The organism is Streptomyces sp. NPDC049813 (assembly GCF_044465085.1).
Taxonomy (GTDB): Bacteria; Actinomycetota; Actinomycetes; order Streptomycetales; family Streptomycetaceae; genus Streptomyces.
On the sequence record NZ_JBITLI010000026.1, the window covers coordinates 1 to 22,118 of the forward strand.

At 71.8% G+C, this 22,118-nt stretch carries 24 protein-coding genes; 8 read left to right on the forward strand and 16 right to left on the reverse strand.

Features of this window, described 5'->3' with window-relative positions; all coding sequences use genetic code 11:
• Positions 1-384: 384 nt before the first annotated feature.
• Positions 385-1,026, reverse strand: a complete 642-nt coding sequence (locus ACIBW6_RS33890) for a DNA-3-methyladenine glycosylase (protein ID WP_399066593.1) — start codon at positions 1,024-1,026, stop codon at positions 385-387.
• Positions 1,027-1,159: 133 nt separating this feature from the next.
• On the opposite strand from ACIBW6_RS33890, the gene ACIBW6_RS33895 reads away from it, so the two are divergent.
• The 3 genes from ACIBW6_RS33895 to ACIBW6_RS33905 all read left to right on the forward strand — a co-directional run bounded on the left by ACIBW6_RS33895 (position 1,160) and on the right by ACIBW6_RS33905 (position 3,209).
• Complete coding sequence (locus ACIBW6_RS33895; RefSeq protein WP_399066595.1) at positions 1,160-1,942, forward strand: sporulation protein; 783 nt, start codon at positions 1,160-1,162, stop codon at positions 1,940-1,942.
• Between the two features lie 66 nt (positions 1,943-2,008).
• On the forward strand, positions 2,009-2,551 hold the full coding sequence (locus ACIBW6_RS33900; protein WP_399066597.1) for a YbhB/YbcL family Raf kinase inhibitor-like protein: 543 nt from the start codon (positions 2,009-2,011) through the stop codon (positions 2,549-2,551).
• Between the two features lie 145 nt (positions 2,552-2,696).
• A complete protein-coding gene (locus ACIBW6_RS33905; RefSeq protein ID WP_399066599.1) occupies positions 2,697-3,209 on the forward strand; it encodes an HNH endonuclease in 513 nt (170 codons plus the stop codon).
• A gap of 69 nt (positions 3,210-3,278) precedes the next feature.
• Here the strand turns inward: ACIBW6_RS33905 and ACIBW6_RS33910 are convergent, their stop codons facing one another.
• The 3 genes from ACIBW6_RS33910 to ACIBW6_RS33920 all read right to left on the reverse strand — a co-directional run bounded on the left by ACIBW6_RS33910 (position 3,279) and on the right by ACIBW6_RS33920 (position 5,642).
• Complete coding sequence (locus ACIBW6_RS33910) at positions 3,279-4,211, reverse strand: SPFH domain-containing protein (protein WP_399066601.1); 933 nt, start codon at positions 4,209-4,211, stop codon at positions 3,279-3,281.
• 127 nt (positions 4,212-4,338) lie between these two features.
• The gene (locus tag ACIBW6_RS33915) at positions 4,339-4,770 is read right to left on the reverse strand and encodes an NfeD family protein (protein ID WP_399066603.1); all 432 of its coding nucleotides are present in this window, start codon (positions 4,768-4,770) and stop codon (positions 4,339-4,341) included.
• A 74-nt stretch (positions 4,771-4,844) separates the two neighbouring features.
• Complete coding sequence (locus tag ACIBW6_RS33920) at positions 4,845-5,642, reverse strand: ABC transporter ATP-binding protein (RefSeq protein WP_399066606.1); 798 nt, start codon at positions 5,640-5,642, stop codon at positions 4,845-4,847.
• A gap of 168 nt (positions 5,643-5,810) precedes the next feature.
• On the opposite strand from ACIBW6_RS33920, the gene ACIBW6_RS33925 reads away from it, so the two are divergent.
• Complete coding sequence (locus tag ACIBW6_RS33925) at positions 5,811-6,593, forward strand: hypothetical protein (RefSeq protein WP_399066608.1); 783 nt, start codon at positions 5,811-5,813, stop codon at positions 6,591-6,593.
• A gap of 98 nt (positions 6,594-6,691) precedes the next feature.
• Here the strand turns inward: ACIBW6_RS33925 and ACIBW6_RS33930 are convergent, their stop codons facing one another.
• The 4 genes from ACIBW6_RS33930 to ACIBW6_RS33945 all read right to left on the reverse strand — a co-directional run bounded on the left by ACIBW6_RS33930 (position 6,692) and on the right by ACIBW6_RS33945 (position 9,331).
• The gene (locus ACIBW6_RS33930; protein WP_399066610.1) at positions 6,692-6,931 is read right to left on the reverse strand and encodes a chaplin; all 240 of its coding nucleotides are present in this window, start codon (positions 6,929-6,931) and stop codon (positions 6,692-6,694) included.
• A 205-nt stretch (positions 6,932-7,136) separates the two neighbouring features.
• Entirely contained in the window at positions 7,137-7,382 is a 246-nt protein-coding gene (locus ACIBW6_RS33935; protein WP_399066612.1) for a chaplin, read from the reverse strand.
• Between the two features lie 169 nt (positions 7,383-7,551).
• Positions 7,552-8,193, reverse strand: a complete 642-nt coding sequence (locus ACIBW6_RS33940) for a response regulator (protein ID WP_399066614.1) — start codon at positions 8,191-8,193, stop codon at positions 7,552-7,554.
• The gene (locus tag ACIBW6_RS33945) at positions 8,186-9,331 is read right to left on the reverse strand and encodes a GAF domain-containing sensor histidine kinase (RefSeq protein ID WP_399066616.1); all 1,146 of its coding nucleotides are present in this window, start codon (positions 9,329-9,331) and stop codon (positions 8,186-8,188) included. Before ACIBW6_RS33945 ends, ACIBW6_RS33940 begins: the two co-directional genes overlap by 8 nt.
• A 516-nt stretch (positions 9,332-9,847) precedes the next feature.
• Here ACIBW6_RS33945 and ACIBW6_RS33950 point away from each other — a divergent pair.
• Positions 9,848-10,621, forward strand: coding sequence for a transglycosylase SLT domain-containing protein (locus ACIBW6_RS33950; RefSeq protein WP_399066618.1), 774 nt, complete (start codon positions 9,848-9,850; stop codon positions 10,619-10,621).
• Positions 10,622-10,758: 137 nt separating this feature from the next.
• Here ACIBW6_RS33950 and ACIBW6_RS33955 read toward each other — a convergent pair whose 3' ends face one another.
• Entirely contained in the window at positions 10,759-13,290 is a 2,532-nt protein-coding gene (locus ACIBW6_RS33955) for an FHA domain-containing protein (RefSeq protein ID WP_399066620.1), read from the reverse strand.
• A gap of 267 nt (positions 13,291-13,557) precedes the next feature.
• Between ACIBW6_RS33955 and ACIBW6_RS33960 the strand changes: the two genes are divergently transcribed.
• The gene (locus tag ACIBW6_RS33960) at positions 13,558-15,471 is read left to right on the forward strand and encodes a streptophobe family protein (protein WP_399066622.1); all 1,914 of its coding nucleotides are present in this window, start codon (positions 13,558-13,560) and stop codon (positions 15,469-15,471) included.
• A 94-nt stretch (positions 15,472-15,565) separates the two neighbouring features.
• Complete coding sequence (gene serB, locus ACIBW6_RS33965; protein ID WP_399066624.1) at positions 15,566-16,819, forward strand: phosphoserine phosphatase SerB; 1,254 nt, start codon at positions 15,566-15,568, stop codon at positions 16,817-16,819.
• 73 nt (positions 16,820-16,892) lie between these two features.
• On the opposite strand, the gene ACIBW6_RS33970 is transcribed toward serB, so the two are convergent.
• The 4 genes from ACIBW6_RS33970 to ACIBW6_RS33985 form a co-directional block, all read right to left on the reverse strand.
• Positions 16,893-17,411: a SixA phosphatase family protein gene (locus ACIBW6_RS33970; protein ID WP_399066626.1), complete on the reverse strand. Its 519-nt coding sequence runs from the start codon at positions 17,409-17,411 to the stop codon at positions 16,893-16,895.
• 106 nt (positions 17,412-17,517) lie between these two features.
• Complete coding sequence (locus ACIBW6_RS33975) at positions 17,518-17,724, reverse strand: hypothetical protein (protein WP_399066628.1); 207 nt, start codon at positions 17,722-17,724, stop codon at positions 17,518-17,520.
• A gap of 178 nt (positions 17,725-17,902) precedes the next feature.
• A complete protein-coding gene (locus tag ACIBW6_RS33980; RefSeq protein ID WP_399066630.1) occupies positions 17,903-18,022 on the reverse strand; it encodes an SGM_5486 family transporter-associated protein in 120 nt (39 codons plus the stop codon).
• Between the two features lie 29 nt (positions 18,023-18,051).
• The gene (locus tag ACIBW6_RS33985) at positions 18,052-19,350 is read right to left on the reverse strand and encodes a CynX/NimT family MFS transporter (protein WP_399066632.1); all 1,299 of its coding nucleotides are present in this window, start codon (positions 19,348-19,350) and stop codon (positions 18,052-18,054) included.
• Positions 19,351-19,429: 79 nt separating this feature from the next.
• Here ACIBW6_RS33985 and ACIBW6_RS33990 point away from each other — a divergent pair, with 79 nt between their 5' ends.
• Entirely contained in the window at positions 19,430-20,122 is a 693-nt protein-coding gene (locus ACIBW6_RS33990; RefSeq protein WP_399066634.1) for a FadR/GntR family transcriptional regulator, read from the forward strand.
• Here the strand turns inward: ACIBW6_RS33990 and ACIBW6_RS33995 are convergent.
• From ACIBW6_RS33995 to fabG, 3 genes are all read right to left on the reverse strand, one after another.
• Positions 20,100-20,471, reverse strand: coding sequence for a hypothetical protein (locus ACIBW6_RS33995; protein ID WP_399066637.1), 372 nt, complete (start codon positions 20,469-20,471; stop codon positions 20,100-20,102). The two genes, ACIBW6_RS33990 and ACIBW6_RS33995, sit on opposite strands and share 23 nt — an antisense overlap.
• 81 nt (positions 20,472-20,552) lie before the next feature.
• Complete coding sequence (gene fabI / locus ACIBW6_RS34000) at positions 20,553-21,338, reverse strand: enoyl-ACP reductase FabI (protein ID WP_399066639.1); 786 nt, start codon at positions 21,336-21,338, stop codon at positions 20,553-20,555.
• A gap of 5 nt (positions 21,339-21,343) precedes the next feature.
• Positions 21,344-22,060, reverse strand: coding sequence for a 3-oxoacyl-[acyl-carrier-protein] reductase (gene fabG / locus ACIBW6_RS34005; protein ID WP_399066641.1), 717 nt, complete (start codon positions 22,058-22,060; stop codon positions 21,344-21,346).
• Positions 22,061-22,118: the final 58 nt, after the last annotated feature.

The following is a 22,118-nucleotide window of genomic DNA, read 5'->3' on the forward strand; positions in this document are numbered from 1 at the left end:
TTTGGCACGCTGTTGAGTTCTCAAGGAACGGACGCTTCCTTTGTACTCACCCGAGAGACTCTCTCGTGGCTTTCCTCCGGGCGCTTCCCTTCGGTGTTTCCAACCTTACCAGATCCGTTTTCCGTTCCGTTTCCGGTTCGGAATTCATTTCCGGTGGCCGCTGGAGGGGCCTTGCCTTTCGGCGTGCTCACTACGTTAGCCGATTTCCCCGGCAACTCATAATTCGAGTTTCGCGAGTTCGAATTTCGACGTGCGGGCACGCCGAAAAGGACCCCGCTGAGGGTGATCGTGAGTAAGTAGTGGTTTGGCCGCTTCCGGTTGCTGACTGAACGCCATACCCGGGTCAAGCGGCTCGGACTACCTTACGGATCGCGCAAGACCGCGTCAAGCTCGTCGGCGGCGCGGCGTGTGCGCCCGGTAGGGGCTCACCGTCGGGTCGTCGGCGACCCAGAAGCGCCACGGATGGACTCCGCCCTCGCCGGCGACTCCGGTGCGCGGGCCGCTGCTTACCTGGTCAGCCGGGACCGGGGTGCCCCGCAGGATGCTCACCGGGGAGGCCCCGGGGGCGCAGGCGTCCGTGCCGTCCAGGGCGCGGTCCACGCCCAGGGCCGTGGCGAGGCGGGCCGGGCCTTTGGCCAGTTCCTTGTCCTTGCGGGCCGAGAGTCGACGGGTGCGGGCGAGTTCGGCGCCCTCGGTGATCTCGCCGGCGCGCAGCAGCACGCCGCTCGCGGTGCCCGGAGGGCCGCAGACCAGATTCATGCAGTGCCACATGCCGTAGGTGAAGTAGACGTACACATGTCCTGGCGGTCCGAACATCACGCTGTTGCGGGCCGTCTGTCCCCTGTAGGCGTGGGAGCCGGGGTCGTTCGCACCGTCATAGGCCTCGACCTCGGTGAGGCGTAGCTCGATCGGGCCTTCGGGGGTGTGGTGCACCAGCGTGCGGCCCAGGAGGTCGGGAGCGACGTCCAGCACTGGGCGGTCGAAGAAGGTGCGGGTCAGGGGCGTACGGTCAGGGGCCGCGATCATGCCGTCCGAGGGTAACGGAACGGCCGGTGTGGGCAGGCGCGGAACCGGTGGCCGGTGTCCCGCGTTTGTGTCAGCAGGACCAGCAGGTTCGGTGATCGCGAGATCACGGTTCACCTACGGAGGAGATCGAGTCATGGGCTTCAAGCGGCTGTTGGCAAGTCTGGGTGCGGGCGGGGCGTCCGTCGAGACGGTGCTCACCGAGGCCAATGTCGTGCCCGGAGGCGTCGTCCAGGGCGAGGTCCGGATCCAGGGCGGTTCCGTCGACCAGGACATCGAGGGTCTCTCCGTCGGACTGCAGGCCCGGGTCGAGGTCGAGGGCGGGGAAGAGGAGTACAAGCAGGACATCGAGTTCACCAAGGTGCGGCTCGGCGGCGCGTTCGAGCTGAAGGCGAACGCGGTGCACGTGGTGCCCTTCGGCCTGGAGATCCCCTGGGAGACGCCGGTCACGACGATCGACGGCCAGCAGCTGCGCGGGATGAACATCGGGGTGACCACCGAGCTGGAGATCGCCCGGGCCGTGGACTCCGGGGACCTGGACCCCATCAGCGTGCACCCGCTGCCCTCGCAGCAGGCGATCCTGGACGCGTTCATCGGGCTCGGGTTCCGCTTCAAGAGCGCGGACATGGAGCGCGGGCACATCCGGGGCACCCGGCAGAAGCTGCCGTTCTACCAGGAGATCGAGTTCTTCCCGCCGCAGCAGTACCGGGGGCTGAACCAGGTCGAGCTGAGCTTCGTGGCCGACGACCGGGAGATGGACGTCGTCCTGGAGATGGACAAGAAGCCGGGCCTGTTCAGCGAGGGCAGCGACACGTTCCGCTCGTTCGTCGTCGGGCACCACGACTTCCAGGGCACCGACTGGTCGGCGTATCTGCACCAGTGGCTGTCGGAGGTCGGCAGCCGGAAGAACTGGTTCTAGGGTTTGGGACGTCGGATCCGGTAGAACCCGGGACAGAGCAAAACCCGTGATTCAGGAGGTGTCATCGTGACCGAGCAGCCCGAGCGGGCGCCGTTGCCGCATGACTTTCATCCGCAGGTGCCGTCGTTCACCGTGGTGAGCGAGGACTTCGAGCCGGGCGGTGTGCTCGACGACGCCCAGGTCCAGGCGGCGGGGAACACGTCGCCGCAGCTGCGGTGGGAGGGCTTCCCGGCGGAGACGAAGAGCTTCGCGGTCTCGTGCTTCGACCCGGACGCGCCGACCGGCAGCGGCTTCTGGCACTGGTCCCTGTTCGACATCCCGGCCTCGGTGACCGAGCTGCCGGCGGGGGCGGGCAGCGGCTCGTTCGCCGGGCTGCCCGAGGGCGCGGTCCAGGTGCGCAACGACTACGGGGCGAAGGAGTTCGGTGGCGCCGCGCCGCCGCCCGGCGACCCCGCGCACCGCTACGTCTTCACCGTGTACGCGGTGGACCAGGAGAAGCTCGGGATCGACTCCGACGCGTCTCCCGCGGTCGTCGGGTTCAACCTGCGGTTCCACACGCTCGCGCGGGCGCAGGTCGTCGCCGAGTACGCGGCTCCCGCGGAGAGCTGACGTTCACCGAGCGTTTGCCCGCCCCTGGTCTTGGAAGTGATCAGGGGCGGGCATTTTTTTATTGCGTTGTCCATCTCGGCGGGCGCGGCCAAAGTGAACGCACGGACGCCGAGGGGTGATCCGGTGCGTACGGGAGGTGGGCAGGGTGCGGGACACACTGGTGCTGAACGCGAGCTTCGAGCCGCTCTCGACGGTGACGCTGAACCGGGCCGTCGTGCTGGTGCTGCAGGACAAGGCGGTCGTCGAGCAGGCCCACCCCGAACTGCGCATGCGCGGTGCCGCGCTCGATCTGCCGGTGCCGCGGGTGATCAGGCTGTGCAGGTACGTACGGGTGCCGTTCCGAAGACGTGCGCCGTGGTCCCGGCGCGGGGTGCTCATCCGGGACCAGCACCGGTGCGCGTACTGCGGGCGGCGGGCGACGACCGTGGACCACGTGGTGCCGCGGTCCCAGGGTGGCGCGGACGCCTGGCTGAACACGGTGGCGTCCTGCGCCGAGGACAATCACCGCAAGGCCGACCGGACGCCGGAGCAGGCGGGGATGCCGCTGCTCAGGCAGCCTTTCGAGCCGACGCCTGCCGACGCGATGCTGCTCTCGCTGGGGGCGGACGAGCAGGCGGCGCTGCCCGGCTGGCTGGGACAGCAGAAGGCCGCGGCGTAGGCCGCGATACGTACGGGACGGGCCGCCGACCATGTGGTCGGCGGCCCGTCCCGTTCGCTCTGCTCGTTCTCAGTCGATGGGGGGCTGTTCCCGGCGCTCCTTGGCGGCCGGGGCGGAGCCGCCGCCCATCGGGTTGAAGTTGCCCATGGCGCCGCTCAGGCCCTTGAGCGCGTCGCCGATCTCGCTGGGGACGATCCAGAGCTTGTTGGCGTCGCCCTCGGCGATCTTCGGCAGCATCTGGAGGTACTGGTAGGAGAGGAGCTTCTGGTCCGGGTCCCCGGCGTGGATCGCCTCGAAGACCGTGCGGACGGCCTGCGCCTCGCCCTCTGCCTTGAGGGCCGCCGCCTTCGCCTCGCCCTCGGCCCGCAGGATCGCGGACTGCTTCTCGCCTTCCGCGGTGAGGATCTGGGACTGGCGGATGCCCTCGGCGGTGAGGATCGCGGCGCGCTTGTCGCGGTCGGCGCGCATCTGCTTCTCCATCGAGTCCTGGATGGAGGTGGGCGGCTCGATCGCCTTGAGCTCGACGCGGTTGACGCGGATGCCCCATTTGCCGGTGGCCTCGTCGAGGACGCCGCGCAGCGCCGCGTTGATCTCCTCGCGGGAGGTCAGGGTCCGCTCGAGGTCCATGCCGCCGATGATGTTGCGCAGGGTCGTCACCGTGAGCTGCTCGATGGCCTGGATGTAGCTCGCGACCTCGTAGGTGGCCGCCCGGGCGTCCGTCACCTGGTAGTAGATGACGGTGTCGATGTTGACGACGAGGTTGTCCTGGGTGATCACCGGCTGCGGCGGGAACGGCACGACCTGCTCGCGCAGGTCGATGCGGTTGCGGATGGAGTCGATGAAGGGGACGACGATGTTCAGGCCCGCGTTGAGGGTGCGGGTGTACCGGCCGAACCGCTCCACGATGGCGGCGCTCGCCTGCGGGATGACTTGGATGGTCTTGATCAGGGCGATGAAGACCAACACCACCAGAATGATCAGGACGATGATGATCGCTGACATCGCGTCTCCCGTGCCCTTCGTGCGGTTGTCCTCCCGACGCCGTCACGTCGGAAGATCATGAGATCGTGCTGGTCGAGTCTGTCAGAACCGCCCTTCCTGCGGGGCGAGTTCAGGTCACCCGCGGGCTTCAGATGACGATCGCGGTGGCTCCCTCGATGTCGACGACGTCGACCTGGTGGCCCGGTTCGTACGCCGCGTCGCCGTCGAGGGTGCGGGCGGACCAGATCTCGCCGCCGAGCTTGATCCGGCCGCCGCTCGCGTCGACGCGCTCGACGACGACGGCCTGTCTGCCCTTGAGGGCGTCGATACCGGTGGCCAGGCCCGGTTTCTGGCTGCGCTGGCGTACGGCGATGGGGCGGACGACGGCGATCAGCGCGCAGGAGACGACGGCGAAGACCACGACCTGGAGGACGGCTCCCCCACCGAGTCCTGCCGTCACCGCGCCGGCGACGGCACCCACCGACAGCATGCCCAGCTCGGGCATGGCGGTGATGACGAGCGGGATTCCGAGCGCGGCCGCCCCGATCAGCCACCACACCCATGCGTCTATGTCTGCCACATGGTCATGGTAGTTCCGCGGACGGCCGTGCCGACAGGGGACGATCGGGCCGTGCGGCCGTGCGGCGGGGCCGGTCAGCCGAGGGGGAGGCCGGTGGCGGTCCAGCGGTCGCCCCGCTGCTCGACGACGAGCGGGAGCCCGAAGCAGCGCGAGAGGTTGCGGGAGGTGAGCTCCAGCTCCAGCGGGCCGGCGGCGAGGACCTTGCCCTGGCGGATCATCAGGACGTGGGTGAAGCCCGGGGCGATCTCCTCGACGTGGTGCGTGACCATGATCATCGAGGGGGCGATCGGGTCGCGGGCGAGGCGGCCGAGGCGGCGGACGAGATCCTCGCGGCCGCCCAGGTCGAGACCGGCGGCCGGCTCGTCGAGGAGGAGCAGCTCGGGGTCGGTCATGAGCGCGCGGGCGATCAGGGTGCGCTTGCGCTCGCCCTCGGAGAGCGTGCCGAACTTGCGCTCCAGGTAGTCGCTCATGCCGAGGCGGTCGAGGAAGGCGCGGGCGCGCCGCTCGTCGATGTCCTCGTAGGTCTCCTGCCAGCCGGCCGTCATGCCGTAGGCGGCGGTCAGCACGGTCTGCAGGACCGTCTGGCGCTTGGGCAGCTTCTCGGCGAGGCCCATGCCGGCGACGCCGATCCGCGGCCGCAGTTCGAACACGTCCGTGCCGGGCCTGCCGAGGGTCTCGCCGAGGATGGTGGCGGAGCCGCTGCTCGGGAAGAGGTAGCTCGAGGCGATGTTCAGGAGGGTGGTCTTGCCCGCGCCGTTGGGTCCGAGGATGACCCAGCGCTCCCCCTCCTTCACCGACCAGGAGACCTGGTCCACCAGAGCCCGGCCCTCGCGGACCACGGATACGTCCTCCAGCTCCAGCACATCGCTCATGAGCGCGTTGTCTCCCATTGCAGTCTCGGCCGTCTCGCGTGCGTCCGGTGAGTTTCGGCTTGTTCGGCGCCGGACGCAGCCCCCTGGGGAAAACCTACGCCACTGGTCCGGTGGTCCATTCCATCGGTCGGGGTTTTGGCGTCCCGCGGGCCTTCTATGGTGGGGCCCATGCTCTCGGAACCACGCTCTGGACGTCTCGCGGCATGGGGAAATGCCCTTCTTGCCGGTCTTGTCGCGCCCGACGACGCGGCGCTCGCGATCGTCGGGGAGGACGCGGTGCACCGCGTCGCGGGGATCCCCGGGGAGGCGGGGCCCGTCGGGCTGACGCTGGCGCTCGGCCGGCTGCGGGCCCTGGGCGTCGGCGGCCTGCGGGTCGCGCTGCCCGCGCCGGGGCATCCGCTGGGGCTGAGCGGGCCGCCGGAGTTCAACGCGCGGGCCGTCGACGCAGAGGAGGCGGTGATCTGCTCGGGGGCCGCGCTCGGGCTGATTCCCGAGGTGGACGCGGCCGGGCCGGAGGGCGACGTGCACGTCGAGGTGGTCTGGCACTGCCTGCCGGTGCGCGAGGCGCCGCCGGCCGACGTGCCCTCGCTCGGCGAGGCCGAGCGGGAGCTGGCGGAGGCGCTGCGGGAAGCCACCGAGGTACTGACCCGGCTGGACGTGGCGGGCTCGGGGCCGCTGGCTGAGGCGGCCGTCGACGCGTACCGGGCCCGGGCCGAGCGGGGCCGCGAGGCGCTGGCGCCCGGGTATCCGCCCCGCGCGGTGCGCGTGCTCGAACTGGCGCAGCGGGTGGGGTTGCTGGTCGAGGTGGCGTACGAGAGCGGGCACGGCGGGGCGGTGAGCGCCTCGGAGATGGGGGCGCGGGCGGTGGCGCTGCGGCCGGTCGAGCGGACGGCCCGGCGGGCGCAGGTCGCCGCGTACAACGCGTATGTGGAGGAGCAGCAGCGTGGGTGAGGCGGGGCGCGGGCGGTGACCCGCGCCCGGGCGCGGACGGACCGGAGCCCCGCGGCCACGGGGGTCGCGGGGCTCCGGGTGCCTGCTCGGTGGCGCCGTCAGTCGTTCGCCGCGGTGTTGCCGAAGGTCGGGTTGAGCAGCCCGATGACGTTGACCGAGTCGCCCACGACGTTGACGGGGACGTGGACCGGCACCTGGGCCTGGTTGCCCGAAATGACGCCCGGGGACGTCGTGGCCGCGCCCTCGGCGCCCGCGTCGGCGACGGCGGCACCGGCCGACGCGCCCGCGGCGATACCGGCGACGGCTACGGCCAGAGCGGCCTTCTTGGCGATGTGCATGAGAAGTGTTCCTCCAGATGGTGCGTTCCGGCCCCAAAGGCGAGCCGCACGGTGAGCAACGCCGGGGCCGGGTGGAGGGAACGGGGCGGGGCGGGGATACGCCCGATCGGATCAACAGACCCGCGTGCGCGGCGGCCCGGGGACATGGCGCGGCCCCCCGGGGCATGCCCGGGGGGCCGGTGGTCCTGGGGACCTGGTGCCCAGGTCAGCTGTTGAGGCCGGGGTTGCCGAAGACGGGGTTCAGCACGCCGATGACGTTCACGCTGTTGCCCACGGCGTTGACCGGGATGTGGACCGGGGCCTGGACCAGGTTGCCCGAGCCGACGCCCGGCGAGTGGACGGCCTTGCCGTCCGCGTGCGCACCGTCAGCGGCAGAGGCGAGACCGGCGCCGGTGGCGACCAGGCCACCGGCGACGAGGGTGACAGCCGCGGCCTTCTTCAGGTTCTTCACTTCGGGATCCTCCTAGCGACTGCCGCGGCCAGCCGCCGCGGCACGCACTGGAGAACGCCGCCCCGCCCGCCGGGATACGCCGGACGGGGGACATCTACACGACAGTATGAATCTCTCACCGGAGGGGAACCGCCCCTGCCGGGGTGGAGTAGTGCGCGCGGCGGGCGAGTCAGCCGGCGGCGCCGTGCCGCACCGCCCACAGGGCGGCCTGGGTGCGGTCCGCGAGGTCGAGCTTCATCAGGATGTTCGACACGTGGGTCTTCACCGTCTTCTCGGAGAGGACGAGGGCGCGGGCGATCTCCCGGTTGGAGCGGCCGTCGGCGATCAGGCCGAGGACCTCGCGCTCCCGTTCGGTGAGGGAGCCGCCGCGGCCCTGGCCGCCGTTGGTCTCCTCCTGGGAGAGCAGGGCGTCCGCCACCTCGGGCTGGAGCAGGATGTGGCCCGCGTGGACGGAGCGGATGGCGCCGGCCAGGGCGTCCGGGTCGACGTCCTTGTACACGTAGCCGGCGGCTCCGGCGCGCAGGACGGGGACGACCGTGCGCCTCTCGGTGAAGCTGGTCACGATCAGCACGCGGGCCGGGTTGCCCAGTTCACGGAGCTTGCGCAGCGCCGCGATGCCGTCCATGCCGGGCATCTTGACGTCCATGAGGACGACGTCCGGGCGCAGCTGCTCGGCCCGGTCGACTCCTTCGGCGCCGTCGGCCGCCTCGCCGACGACCTCGATGTCGTCCTGTACTTCGAGGAACGTACGCAGGCCCCGGCGGACGACCTGGTGGTCGTCGACCAGGAGCACCTTGATGGGTTCAGCCACCGGGGACCTCCATGTCGATCGTGGTGCCCTTGCCGGGCTCGGACTCCACGGTGAGCCGGCCGCCGACGCCGCTGGTCCGGTCACGCATGGAGACCAGGCCCAGGTGGCGTCCCGCGCGGCGGACCGCCTTCGGGTCGAAGCCGGCGCCGTCGTCGGTGACGCGCAGGGCGGCGCCGCCGCCGCGTCTGCCGAGGGAGACCTGGACGTGCTGCGCGCCGGAGTGGCGCAGCGCGTTGTGCAGGGCCTCCTGGGCGACGCGCAGCATCGCCTCCTCCTGGGCGGCGGGCAGGGCGCGCAGGCCGGTGGCCGTGAAGGTGACGCGGGCCGTGTGGGCACGGTCGAGGACCTGGGCGTGCGTGCGCAGGGTGGCGGCCAGGCCGTCCTCGTCGAGGGCCGCGGGGCGCAGTTCCACGACGGCCGCGCGCAGCTCCTCGGTGGCCTCGGCGGCGAGTTCCACGACGTTGCGCAGTTCGTCCTTGGCGCGGGCCGGGTCGCGGTCCACGAGGGTGGCGGCGGCCTGGGCGGTCAGCCGCAGCGAGAAGAGTTTCTGGCTGACGGCGTCGTGCAGTTCGTGGGCGAGCCGGGAGCGCTCCTCGGCGATGGTCAGCTCGCGGCTGCGTTCGTAGAGCCGGGCGTTGGTGAGGGCGATGGCGGCGTGCTGGGCGAGGATGCGGAGCAGTTCGACGTCCTCCTCGGTGAAGCCGCAGCCGCCTTGCGGCTTGGGGCACCTCTTGTTGGCGAGGAAGAGGGCGCCGATGGTCTCGTCGTCGTCCTTGATGGGCAGGCCGAGGAAGTCGGACATGTCCGGGTGGGCGGCGGGCCAGCCTTCGAAGCGGGGGTCCTCGCGGACGTCGGCGAGGCGCTCGGTGCGCGCGTCGCGCAGCATGGCGGCGAGGATGCCGTGCTGGCGGGGCAGCGGGCCGATCGCCTTCCACTGTTCCTCGCTGACGCCGTCGACGACGAACTGGGCGAAGCCGCCGTGGTCGTCGGGGACGCCGAGGGCCGCGTACTCGGCGTCGAGCAGTTCGCGCGCCGAGGCGACGATCGTCTTGAGGACGTCGCGCACCTCCAGGTGCCTGCTCATGGCCAGCAGCGCGGCGCTCACCGCGGCCAGTCCTGTCCGGGGGCCGTGACTCATGGCGTCACCGTACCGGCGGGGTGCGGCCGCACGGATCCGACCTGCGGCGGCCCCCGGCTAGGGCTGTGGACGTAGGGCGCGGGGCCCGGGGCCGGGGGGGCGCGCCGGTGGGCCTGAGGGACGAGTCCGCACACGGGTGCCTCCTCCCTACGGAGGAGACGGCTCACCGTGTGCGTTGCGATGGCAACTGTTCGTGAGAACGGGCGTGAGCGGATGTGACGCCGCGCATAGGGTGCAGGTCACGTACGAAGGCCGCTAGTGGTTGCGCGTGGGCCTTAAGTCCTGAGGCCGGGCCGGGTCTGCGGGTCGCGCACCGGCCTCAGGACGCTGTTTGCGGGCCACAGGCCCACTACCCGGCTTCGTACGTCACACCTTTGCCACGGAATTTTGCTGCCGCTAAGAATGGCCACCGTCGCTCAGCGCCGACCGGGTCTACCCACGGCGTTCGTGTCCCAAACACGGTCCGTCCGGTTCTCCGGCGAGCGACCCCCGTTCTTCGAGAGGTCCCCATCTCCCATGTCCAAGCACAGCTTCCCCGGCCATAGTCAGCTGACCCGCGTCCACAAGGTCTCGATGGCCGGTGTCGCCGCTCTCGGTGCCGCCGCCCTCGCGGTGACGCTCGTCCCGGGCCAGGGTACGCAGGCGCACGCCGAGACGGTCTCCTCCGCCCCGGCCGCCTACACGACGAACGCGGGCGCGCAGCAGATCAAGGACGTCCGGGCGAGCGTGACCGACCAGCAGGCCACCGCGTCGGAGAAGGCGAAGCAGGCCGAGGCGAAGCTCAAGGCCCAGCAGGAGGCCGAGGCGAAGAAGAAGGCGGACGCCGAGGCCAAGGCCAAGGCGGACGCAGACGCCAAGGCGAAGGCCGACGCGGCCGCGAAGGCCAAGGCCGACGCCGACGCCAAGGCGCAGAAGGAGCGCGAGGCCCAGGAGGCCGCCTCCCGTGCCGCCGCCCGCAAGCCGGTCTACGCGAACAACCTGGACGGCTGGATCAAGCAGTCCCTCGACATCATGAAGGCCAAGGGCATCCCCGGCTCGTACGACGGGCTCTACCGCAACATCATGCGCGAGTCCACCGGCAACCCGAACGCGGAGAACGGCTGGGACATCAACGCCCAGAACGGCACGCCCTCGATCGGCCTGCTCCAGGTCATCCAGCCGACGTTCGACACCTACCACGTCGACGGCACCTCGTCGGACATCCACGACCCGGTCGCCAACATCACGGCCGCGGCGAACTACGCGGCCGCCACGTACGGCTCGATCGACAACGTCGACAGCGCGTACTGAGCCCCGGTGACCGGCGCGTCCTGAGACCCCTTGCAGGGACCTCTGGGTCCGGAACCCGCTGAACCCCCATGCCAGTGAAGGGCGGCACCCCGACGAGGGTGCCGCCCTTCACTGGCGTACGGGTGCCGGTGGTGCGCCTACTTGCGCATGACCTCGGGCTCGTGGCGGCGCAGCAGCCGCGCGACCGCGAAGCCGCAGATCACGCCGAGCACGATCAGCACCGCGAGGTTGATGCCCCACTGGGTGACCGAGTGCTCCCACAGCGGGTCGAGGTCGTTCGGGTTCTTCGGGTCCCACGGCGGCATCAGGTGGGAGAGGTCGAGCGTGGCCCCGGCGGCGCCGATCGCCCAGCGGGACGGCATCAGCCAGGCGAACTGCTCCAGGCCGATCGAGCCGTAGATCTGGAAGAGGACGCCGGTGAAGACGACCTGCACGATGGCGAACATGACCAGCAGCGGCATGGTCTTCTCGGAGGTCTTCACCAGCGAGGAGATGACCAGGCCGAACATCATCGACGTGAAGCCCAGCGCGATGATCGCGACGCACAGCTCCAGCGCCGGCGGCATCAGCAGGCCTTCCTTCGGAAGGTCCCGCGGGAAGAAGCCGATGGCGCAGATGATGACGCCCTGCACGGCGGTGATGACGCCGAGGACGATGACCTTGGACATCAGGTACGCGGACCGGGACAGCCCGGTGGCGCGCTCCCGCTCGTAGATGACCCGCTCCTTGATCAGCTCACGGACCGAGTTGGCCGCGGCCGAGAAGCACATGCCGACCGCGATGATCAGCATGATCGTGCCCGCGTCGCCGTTGAACTTCGAGGGCGGTTTCGGCGGGGCCAGGCCGAAGTCGGCCGGGATGACCACGGAGACGATGCCCAGGACCGCGGGCAGGATCACCATCAGCCCCATGAAGCCCTTGTCGGAGGCGATCACCGACACGTAGCGGCGGATCAGCGTGAAGAGCTGGGCGCCCCAGGGCTGCGGCTTGGGCGGTTTGATCGCGGCCGGCGGCGGCATCTGCACCGACTGGGCGGCGACGGCGTCGATGTCCGCGGCGTACATCTGGTAGTGCTGCGAGCCCTTCCAGCGGCCCGCCCAGTCGTAGTCACGGTAGTTCTCGAACGCCGAGAAGACGTCGGCCCAGGTCTCGTAGCCGAAGAAGTTGAGGGCTTCCTCCGGCGGGCCGAAGTACGCCACCGAGCCGCCCGGCGCCATCACCAAGAGCTTGTCGCAGATCGCGAGCTCGGCCACGGAGTGGGTGACGACGAGGACCGTGCGGCCGTCGTCGGCGAGGCCGCGCAGCAGCTGCATGACGTCGCGGTCCATGCCCGGGTCGAGCCCGGACGTCGGCTCGTCGAGGAAGATCAGCGACGGCTTGGTCAGCAGCTCCAGGGCGACGGAGACGCGCTTGCGCTGGCCACCGGAGAGGGAGGTGACCTTCTTCTCCTTGTGGATGTCCAGCTTCAGCTCGCGCAGCACCTCGTCGATGCGCTGCTGGCGCTCCTGCTCGCTGGTGTCCGCGGGGAAGCGGAGCTTGGCGGCGTACTTGAGCGCCTTCTTGACGGTCAGCTCCTTGTGCAGGATGTCGTCCTGCGGGACCAGACCGATGCGCTGGCGCAGCTCGGCGAACTGCTTGTAGAGGTTCCGGTTGTCGTAGAGGACGTCGCCCTCGTTGGCGGGGCGGTAACCGGTGAGCGCCTTCAGGAGCGTCGACTTGCCGGAGCCCGACGGGCCGATGACGGCGATCAGCGACTTCTCCGGGACGCCGAAGGAGACGTCCTTGAGGATCTGCTTGCCGCCGTCCACGGTGACCGTCAGGTGCCGTGCGGAGAAGGAGACCTCACCGGTGTCGACGAACTCTTCGAGCCGGTCGCCGACGAGCCGGAAGGTGGAGTGGCCGACGCCGACGATGTCGTTCGGGCCGAGCAGCGCGGAGCCGCCCTTGGCCATCGGCTGGCCGTTGACGTACGTGCCGTTGTGCGAGCCGAGGTCGCGGATCTCGAAGCGGCCGTCGGGCGTCGCGTGGAATTCGGCGTGCAGGCGCGAGACCTGGAGGTCGGAGACGACCAGCTCGTTCTCCAGGGCACGGCCGATGCGCATGACGCGGCCGAGCGAGAACTGGTGGAACGTGGTCGGGCTGCGGTCGCCGTAGACCGGCGGGGCCCCCGCGACGCCGCCGGGCCCCTGCTGGTGCGGCACCTTCTGCGCCGGCGGCGGCTGCTGCCAGGCCGGTTGCTGGTGCTGCGGCTGCTGGTGCTGCTGCGGCGCCTGCTGCTGCCGGCCGGGCGCACCGGCCCCCGGCTGCTGCTGCGGCGGTGGCTGCTGGGCGACGCCCGCGGCCTGCTGCGGCGGCGTGGAGACGGCGGCGGCCTGGGCGCCGCCCCGCGCGGTGATCCGCGGGCCGTCGGTCGCGTTGCCCAGGTGCACCGACGCACCGGGACCCAGCTCCGCCTGATGGATCCGCCGGCCTCCCGCATAGGTGCCGTTGGTCGAGCCGTGGTCCTCGATGATCCAGCCGCGGCCGCTCCAGCTGATCGTGGCGTGCCGCCACGAGACGCGCGCGTCGTCGAGCGCGATGTCGCCCTGCGGATCACGTCCGAGGGTGTACGACCTGGACGGGTCGAGCGTCCAGGTTCTGCCATTCAGTTCCAGTACGAGTTCAGGCACTCCAGCCCCACTGAGTTGTCCCCCGAGTTGTGCCCCGTCATGGGGAGTCTAGGGATGTCGAACATCGTGAGGAACTATTTCAGGAACGGCCCTGTGACCGAAAGTCGGGCCTTGCGGCGGAGGTTGTGAAGACTCCCGGGCGGCCCCGGCGCCCGCGCCGTTGACGTGGCCGATACGGCCCCGGAGAGTGGGAAGCGCCCACAACTCCCTACGGATCATGCGCAAAGGGGGTATCAGGGGCGACGCGGTACGGATCGGGGGGTCCTGATGGAGACCGGCCACGACACCAACCGGCACGGCCGGATGCCCGTGGGCGATGTGCTGCTTTCGGCCATCGCGGCGGTGAGCTGGGCCTTTCTCGGGATGGCGGGCGTCGCGGCGCTCGGCCTCCATCTGCTGGAGGCGGACACGGCGGGCTCGCTCGGGCCGATGACCGCCGCGGTGGTCGCGGTCGGCGCCGGCGGGCGGGTGACGCCCTCCGGCGACATGTCCTCCTTTGGGATCGACGCGGCGCAGGCGCACACCGCGATCGACGTCACGCCGCTCGGGGTGAGCCTGGTGGGTGCGCTCGTGCTGAGCTGGTTCTTCCTACGGTCGTTGCGGGCGCGGGGAGTTGAGGTCTCCCCCGGTGAGCTCGCGGCCCGCGTGGCGGCGGTGGTGGTGCTGTTCGTGGCGCTGCTGGGTGGGCTCGCCTGGGTGGGTCACGACCTCATCACGATTGACGGCGCGAAGCTGGGACTGAACGACGTACCGGGCGCCGGCGGCCTCCCCGGAGACCTCGAGGATCAGCTGCCGGGCGGCGTCGGAGAGCTGCTCCCCGACCGGCTCGGCGACCTCGCCGACGCGAAGGCCTCCGTCGGGTTCACGGTGCGGACGGGCGCCACGCTGCTGGGTGGCGCGGCGTTCGCCGCCGGGGTGCTGCTGATCGCGCTGCTCGCCTCGCGCCGCACTCCCCTGCCGCGCGCCCTCGCGCCCGTCCACCGGCTGGTGCGGCCCGCCGCGTCGGCGCTCGCGACGGTGCTGCTGGTGACGGTCCTGGCCGGGCTCGCCGCCGCGGCGTACGCGATGACCGGCGACGACCACCCGAAGCGGATCGCGGGCGCCGCGCTGCTCGGCGCGCCGAACGGGGCGTGGCTCGGGGTGCCGCTCGGCCTCTTCGTGCCCTGGGACGGCCGGGCCGCGGGCGAGTTCGTGCGGTTGCTCCCGGACCCGCTCGACGATCTCCTCGGCGTCTCCTCCGACCGCTCGGTGACGCTCGGGCGGCTCGCCGAACTCGACGGCCGGGTCTGGCTGTTGGCGGTCGCCATGGCACTGATGACGGTGTTCGCCGGGGTACTGACGGCGGTGCGGACGCCCCGGGCGCGGGGGCAGGGCGCGGCGGGGTTCGCCGCGCGGTGCGCGGTGCGGCTCGGTGTGCTGACGGCGCTCGCGCTGCCGCTCCTGGTGTGGCTGACGGACGTGTCGGCCGACGCGTCCCTGTCGGTGCTCGGCTTCGACGCGTTCGACGCCGGGATCGAGCTGCACGGGCAGCAGGGGACGGCGCTGCTCCTGGGGGCCGCGTGGGGCGCGGGGGCCGGGGCGGCCGGGGCGCTCCTGGCGTGCGCGAGCGGGGCGGCGGGGCGGCGGGCCGCGCCGCCGGCCGTCGCCGCGGAACGGGCCCGGGGCGAGACCCCGGCCGCATCGGCCCCGGGCGCACAGGCCCCGGCCGGACAAGCCCCTTCCGGACAGGCCCCGGCCGCACAGGCCCCTTCCGGGCAGGCCCCGCCCTCCGAAGCGCCCGGACCGTACCGCCCGAGCCGCCCCTACCGGCCGTCGAACGCGGACACGAATCCTTATCTGCGGCCGTACGGAGTGGAGGGAAGGGGGGTGCGGTCCGGGCCCGGGTCCGGGTCCGGCCCCGGCGCGTCCCCGCCCCGCGTCACCTGGCCCAGCCCTCCCGGGGCGGACGACCCGGCCGAGCAGGACCGGCCGCCCCACGAGCAGGAGACCCGGCGTCAGGCGGCGCCGCCCCGGCGCGCCCCGGACCCGGGGCGCGCCGGGGAACCGACCGTGGCCGGGCCGCGGCGGCCCGGGGGCAACGGCGGGTGGCCCGCCCCGCCCGCTCCACCGCCGCCTCCGCCACCGCCGGCGGGCCCCGGAGGAGGCGGTCGGCGGCGCCGCGAGGACCGCGACGAGCGCTGAGCGGAGCCGCGCCGGGGGCCGGGCCGTGCCGTGCTGTCCGGTACGCGGACCGCCCCCGCGCATCCGTACACAGGCCCGATAACGTAGGGGCATCATGAGCGCTCCGCAGCCCCAGCCCCTCGCTGATGCCCCGAACGTCGACGGACACCTGCCCGTGCCGGCTGACGTCCCGACCCTGCTGGTCAAGATCTTCGGCAAGGACAGTCCCGGGATCACCGCCGGACTCTTCGACACCCTCGCCGCCTACTCCGTCGACGTCGTCGACATCGAGCAGGTCGTCACCCGCGGCCGTATCGTCCTGTGCGCCCTGGTGACCGAGCCCCCGGCCGGTCTGGAGGGCGATCTGCGGGCCACCGTCCACAGCTGGGCGGAGTCCCTGCGGATGCAGGCCGAGATCATCTCGGGCATCGGCGACAACCGGCCGCGCGGCGTGGGCCGTTCGCTGGCGACCGTGCTCGGCCACCCGCTCACCGCCGAGTCGACCGCCGCCATCGCCGCCGCGATCACCCGGACCGGCGGCAACATCGACCGTATCTTCCGGCTCGCCAAGTACCCCGTCACCGCAGTGGAGTTCGCGGTCTCCGGCACCGATCCGGAGGACCTGCGCACCACGCTCGCCACCGAGGCGGCCAAGCTGGGCGTGGACATGGCCGTCGTGTCGGCGGGCCTGCACCGGCGCGCGCAGCGGCTCGTCGTCATGGACGTCGACTCCACGCTCATCCAGGACGAGGTGATCGAGCTGTTCGCGGCGCACGCGGGCTGCGAGGCCGAGGTCGCCGGGGTGACTGAGGCGGCGATGCGCGGCGAGCTGGACTTCGAGCAGTCGCTGCACGCGCGCGTGGCGCTGCTCGCCGGGCTCGACGCGTCGGTCGTGGACAAGGTGCGCAGCGAGGTGCGGCTGACGCCGGGCGCCCGCACCCTGATCCGTACGCTCAAGCGGCTCGGCTACCAGGTGGGCGTCGTCTCGGGCGGCTTCACGCAGGTCACGGACGATCTGCGGGAGCGGCTCGGGCTGGACTTCGCGCAGGCCAACACCCTGGAGATCGTCGACGGCAAGCTGACCGGCAGGGTCACCGGGGAGATCGTGGACCGGGCGGGCAAGGCGCGGCTGCTGCGCCGGTTCGCCGCGGAGGCGGGGGTGCCGCTGGCGCAGACGGTGGCGATCGGCGACGGCGCCAACGACCTGGACATGCTGAACGCGGCCGGGCTCGGTGTCGCCTTCAACGCCAAGCCGGTGGTCCGCGAGGCGGCGCACACCGCGGTGAACGTGCCGTTCCTGGACACGGTCCTCTACCTGCTCGGCATCACCCGCGAAGAGGTCGAGGCGGCGGACGCCCAGGAGGGCTGAGCCGCTTCCCGGCCACGTGGAGGGGCCCGGCACCATTCCCGGTGCCGGGCCCCTGCACGTGGAGCCGTCGTCCTCAGTCGTTCGGCGACCAGTAGTCGGTCAGCCTGGCGGTGCCGGGCTCCAGGGACTTCCAGGAGCCGGTGAAGGTCAGGACGGCGAAGGCCGCGGTCGGGAACCCGGCCCGGCTCATCCGCTCGGCGGCCTCCGGCTCGGCCTCCCCCCGCAGCACCTCGGCGAGCCCCTGGATGCCGGGGTTGTGGCCGATCAGGACGGCGTTGCGGACGTCGTCCTGCGTCTCGTTCAGGACGGCGATCAGTTCGCCGGGGGACGCCTCGTAGACGCGGTCCTCGTAGACGGTCCTGGGGCGCTCCGGCAGTTCGGAGACGGCCAGCTTCCACGTCTCACGGGTGCGCACGGCCGTCGAGCAGAGGGCCAGGTCGAGGGAGATGCCGGAGTCGGCGAGCTTGCGGCCCGCGACGGGGGCGTCCATGCGCCCGCGCTCGGCGAGCGGACGCTCGTGATCGGAGACCTGCGGCCAGTCCGCCTTGGCATGCCGGAAGAGGACGATCCTGCGGGGTTCTGCGACGCTCATACACCCCAGCTTCGCATGAATGCGGCGGCGAGGCGCAGGGAGTTGGCGGGCTCGCCCGGAGCCGCGGGACGGGCCGGGCCACGGTACCGGCGGGTACGGCCGGGGCCTACGGCACGAGCAGGTCCTTCAGCCGCTCCACGAGGTGGGCGAGGGTCGGATCGCCCGCCGCGGCCTGGGCGTCGGCCGGGTTGAGGATGAGCAGCAGGAGCGCCACGAAGGCGACGGCGGGCAGGACCAGGGCCCACCAGGGGAGCCGGATGTCGACGCGGCCCGCGGCCGCCGGGTGGGTCGGGGAGTGCGTGGGGTCCGGCATGGCGTCCTCCGTGGTCCGTCGCCTGTCGCGTGTCGTCCGGTCCGCCGATCCGCTCGGCGACACTACGAAGGTACGGAGCGGGCGGGCCGCGGCCCATCCGGTGATCCACCCACTTCACCCTGACACTGTCCCCCTAGGGGGAGGTGGAGTTAACCCCACCCCCGCGCGGGCGGCCGGGTCAGGGCGAGGCGATCGTCGCGATGACGGCCACGATCACGGTGACGGCCAGCATCGTGCCGAGCACGAGCAGCAGCTTCTTCTGGCCGTTCTGGGGGTTCGGTTCGAGCACAGGCGACATGCGGCAAGTGTCGCACCCGGACCGGCGGGTCAGGACGCCGGGGCGGCGGCCTCGTCCTCGACGGTGCGGTTGCGGCCGGCGACGCAGCCCACCACGATCTGCGGCACCATCAGCGCGGCCATCAGCGCGATCGGCGCGCCCCAGCCGCCGCTGTGCTGGTACAGGACGCCGACGAGCAGCGGTCCGGGGATCGAGATCAGGTAGCCGGTGGACTGGGCGAACGCGGACAGCTTGGCGACGCCCGCGCCGGTGCGGGCGCGCATCCCGACCATCGTCAGGGCCAGCGGGAAGGCGCAGTTGGAGATGCCGAGCAGGACCGCCCAGGCCCAGGCGCCGGAGGAGGGCGCGAAGTACAGGCCCGCGTACCCGGCGAGGCCGCACACACCGAGGGTGACGACGATCGGCCCCTGGTGGGTCAGGCGGGCGGCGACGCGGGGGATGACGAAGGCGAGCGGGACGCCCATCGCCATGACGACGGCGAGCAGCACCCCGGCGGTCGACGCGGAGACGCCCGAGTCGCGGAAGATCTGCGCCATCCACCCCATCGTGATGTAGGCGGCGGTGGCCTGGAGGCCGAAGAAGACGGCGAGCGCCCAGGCGGTGCGGCTGCGGGTGATGCGCAGGCCGTCATCGGCGGCGGCGTCGGCGGTCCGGGCCGGTGCGGCGGCGGGCCCGTCCTTGTGGCGGACGAGCGGCGCCCAGGGCAGGACGGCGGCGACGCCGAGGACGGCCCAGGCGACGAGCCCGGTCTGCCAGTTCCCGCCGAGCGCGTCGGTCAGGGGGACGGTCGCGGCGGCGGCGAGCGAGGTGCCGAGGGCGAGCGCCATCGAGTACAGGCCGGTCATGGAGCCGACGCGGTCGGGGAACCAGCGCTTGACGATGACCGGCATCAGCACGTTGCTGACGGCGATGCCCATGAGCGCGAGGGCGCTGGCGACGAGGAAGCCGACGGCGTTGCCGGTGTACGGGCGGATGATCAGGCCCGCGGCGATCGCCACCATGCCGGCGCAGACGACGGCGCTCGCGCCGAAGCGCCGGGCGAGCCGCGGCGCCATGACGCCGAAGACCGCGAAGCACAGCGGCGGCACGGAGGTGAGCAGTCCGGCGACGGTGCCGCTCATGCCGAGGCCGTCGCGGACCTCTTCGAGGAGGGCGCCGAGGCTGGTGATCGCCGGGCGCAGGTTCAGGGCGGCGAGGACGATGCCGACGGTCACCAGGCGCACGGCCCACACGCCGGGGCCCGCGCCCTTCTCGGGGCGTGCGGCGGGTGTCGGGGTCGCGGCGGTCGGCGGTGCCATCGTCGGGGTCGGTGTTTCCTCGCTAGCCATGGGACCTATCTTAGAATCATGGGATGATTGGTTGTCCAATTGATTCGCGTCACGTACGAGCCAGGACGAAGGAACGCCGATGCCACTGACCCCTCCTGGGCGCTCGGCCCTGTCCGAGCAGGTCATCTCCGCGCTGCGGGGCCAGATCTCCTCCGGGGAGTGGCCGGTGGGCTCCCGCATCCCCACCGAGCCGGAGCTGGTCGAGCAGCTCGGCGTCGCCCGCAACACGGTGCGTGAGGCGGTGCGCGCCCTCGCGCACAACGGGCTGCTGGACATCCGGCAGGGCTCGGGCACGTACGTCGTGGCGACCAGCGAGCTGGCCGGGGTGATGCAGCGGCGGTTCGCCGACGCCGACCCCCGGCACATCGCCGAGCTGCGCGCCACGCTGGAGTCGAGCGCGGCCAGGCTCGCCGCCGAGCGGCGCACCGAGCGCGACCTGAAGCAGCTCGACGCCCTGCACGTACGGCGGGAGGAGGCGTGGGAGGCGGGCGACGCGGAGGCGTTCGTGACGGCGGACGCCACCTTCCACATGGCGGTGGTGGCCGCGTCCCACAACGACGTGATGACGGCGATGTACGCGGACCTGGGCGAGGTGCTGCGGGACTGGCTGCGCGAGGACGTGGGCGAGCGGCTGACCGCGGAGAACCACATGGACCACACGCGCCTCGTCGACGCGATCCGGGTGGGCGACGCGGAGGCGGCCGCCGCCGAGGCGGCGTCCTATCCGTTCCTGTGCCGTCCCGGGCGGCTCAGCGCACCTTCTGGTGGCTGACCCAGGCGGTCCGCACGGTCTTCCAGCAGCGCCCGGCCAGGCGCACGGTCCCGGCCGGGCCGACCTCGGCCGGGGCGGTGTCGGTGTCGATGTCCCACCAGGGGTCGCACTCGATGTGCAGGGCGATCCGGTCGACGGCGGGGTACGGGTTGGTGCAGGCGGCGCTCGCCCGCGTGCCGTCCACGAGGACGCGGCAGGCGGAGCCGAAGAGTTCGCGCTTCTTCTCGCGCGCGTGGGCAGGGGCGTGGGCGTGGTCCCCGGCGGTGTCGGAGGCCGCGTCGCACGGCAGGGCGAGCAGCAGGGCGAGGGCGGCGAGAGCGGGTGCGGTCCGGCGGTGGGACGAGAGCACGGAAGGACCTCCTCGCACCCAGGGTGCGGGGAGGTCCCGTGGCCCCGCCCGGCCGGTGGGCCGAACGGGGGACGTGCGGTGTCAGGCGCCGATCGCGTGCAGGCCGCCGTCCACGTGGACGATCTCGCCCGTGGTCTTCGGGAACCAGTCGGAGAGCAGGGCGACGATGCCGCGGCCCGCGGGCTCCGGGTCCTCCAGCTTCCACTCCAGCGGGGAGCGGCTGTCCCACACCGCGGCGAGTTCGCTGAAGCCGGGGATCGACTTGGCTGCCATCGAGCCGAGCGGGCCGGCCGAGACGAGGTTGCAGCGGATGTTCTGCTTGCCGAGGTCGCGCGCCATGTAGCGGCTGGTGGCCTCAAGGGCGGCCTTGGTGGGGCCCATCCAGTCGTACTGCGGCCAGGCGAACTGCGCGTCGAAGGTGAGGCCGACGACCGACCCGCCCTCGCTCATCAGCGGCAGCAGCGCCATCGTCAGCGACTTCAGGGAGAAGGCGGAGACGTTCATCGCGGTGGCGACGGACTCGAACGGCGTGTTCAGGAAGTTGCCGCCGAGCGCGTCCTGCGGCGCGAAGCCGATGGAGTGCACGATGCCGTCGAGCCGGTCGCCCAGGTGCTCGCGGACCTGGCCCTCCAGGCGGGCGAGGTGCTCCTCGTTCGAGACGTCGAGCTCCAGCACCTTGACCTTGTCGGGCTGGGGCAGCTTCTTGGCGATGCGCTCGGTGAGCGTCGGCCGCGGCCACGCGGTGAGGATGATCTCCGCGCCCTGCTCCTGGGCCAGCTTCGCGGCGTGGAAGGCGATGGAGGACTCCATCAGCACGCCGGTGATGAGGATCTTCTTGCCGGCGAGGATTCCAGTGGTGTTCGTCATCGTGCTCAGTGACCCATTCCCAGTCCGCCGTCAACGGGAATGACGGCACCAGTGATGTACGACGCGTCGTCGGAGGCGAGGAAGCGGACCGCGGAGGCGATCTCCTCGACCTGCGCGTACCGGCCGAGCGGCACCTGCGCCACGATGGCGGTGCGCTGCTCGTCGGTGAGCGCCTGGGTCATGTCGGTGTCGACAAAACCGGGGGCGACGACGTTGAAGGTGATGTTGCGCGATCCCAGCTCGCGGGCGAGGGAGCGCGCGAACCCGACCAGGCCCGCCTTGGAGGCGGCGTAGTTCGCCTGCCCGGCCGAACCGAGCAGGCCGACGACCGAGGAGATCAGCACGACGCGGCCCTTGCGGGCGCGCAGCATGCCGCGGTTGGCCCGCTTGACGACCCGGAAGGTGCCGGTGAGGTTGGTGTCGAGGACGGACGTGAAGTCCTCCTCGGACATGCGCATGAGGAGCTGGTCCCTGGTGACGCCGGCGTTGGCGATCAGGACCTCGACGGGGCCGTGCTTCTCCTCGATCTCCTTGTAGGCCTGCTCCACCTGCTCCGTGTCGGTGATGTCGCACTTGACGGCCAGGAAGCCCTGCTTCTCGAGCTCCGCCGGATCACCCGAGCGGTACGTGATCGCGACCTTGTCGCCGGCCTCCGCGAAGACGCGGGCGATGGCGAGGCCGATGCCCCGGTTACCTCCGGTGACGAGAACCGAGCGGCTCAACGGATCACCCTTTCGATTGCGGTGGTGGTTCTTCGAAAACCTATCGGTACGACCCGAG

Coding starts and splice junctions, on each gene's coding strand:
- ACIBW6_RS33945 (WP_399066616.1), bottom strand. CDS start 9,331: ATGAGTCACGGCCCCCGGACAGGACTGGCCGCGGTGAGCGCCGCGCTG.
- ACIBW6_RS33930 (WP_399066610.1), bottom strand. CDS start 6,931: ATGCACATCGCCAAGAAGGCCGCTCTGGCCGTAGCCGTCGCCGGTATC.
- serB (WP_399066624.1), top strand. CDS start 15,566: ATGAGCGCTCCGCAGCCCCAGCCCCTCGCTGATGCCCCGAACGTCGAC.
- ACIBW6_RS33970 (WP_399066626.1), bottom strand. CDS start 17,411: ATGAGCGTCGCAGAACCCCGCAGGATCGTCCTCTTCCGGCATGCCAAG.
- ACIBW6_RS33985 (WP_399066632.1), bottom strand. CDS start 19,350: ATGGCTAGCGAGGAAACACCGACCCCGACGATGGCACCGCCGACCGCC.
- ACIBW6_RS33910 (WP_399066601.1), bottom strand. CDS start 4,211: ATGTCAGCGATCATCATCGTCCTGATCATTCTGGTGGTGTTGGTCTTC.
- fabI (WP_399066639.1), bottom strand. CDS start 21,338: ATGACGAACACCACTGGAATCCTCGCCGGCAAGAAGATCCTCATCACC.
- ACIBW6_RS33890 (WP_399066593.1), bottom strand. CDS start 1,026: ATGATCGCGGCCCCTGACCGTACGCCCCTGACCCGCACCTTCTTCGAC.
- ACIBW6_RS33895 (WP_399066595.1), top strand. CDS start 1,160: ATGGGCTTCAAGCGGCTGTTGGCAAGTCTGGGTGCGGGCGGGGCGTCC.
- ACIBW6_RS33925 (WP_399066608.1), top strand. CDS start 5,811: ATGCTCTCGGAACCACGCTCTGGACGTCTCGCGGCATGGGGAAATGCC.
- ACIBW6_RS33950 (WP_399066618.1), top strand. CDS start 9,848: ATGTCCAAGCACAGCTTCCCCGGCCATAGTCAGCTGACCCGCGTCCAC.
- ACIBW6_RS33990 (WP_399066634.1), top strand. CDS start 19,430: ATGCCACTGACCCCTCCTGGGCGCTCGGCCCTGTCCGAGCAGGTCATC.
- ACIBW6_RS33920 (WP_399066606.1), bottom strand. CDS start 5,642: ATGAGCGATGTGCTGGAGCTGGAGGACGTATCCGTGGTCCGCGAGGGC.
- ACIBW6_RS33980 (WP_399066630.1), bottom strand. CDS start 18,022: ATGTCGCCTGTGCTCGAACCGAACCCCCAGAACGGCCAGAAGAAGCTG.
- ACIBW6_RS33960 (WP_399066622.1), top strand. CDS start 13,558: ATGGAGACCGGCCACGACACCAACCGGCACGGCCGGATGCCCGTGGGC.
- ACIBW6_RS33975 (WP_399066628.1), bottom strand. CDS start 17,724: ATGCCGGACCCCACGCACTCCCCGACCCACCCGGCGGCCGCGGGCCGC.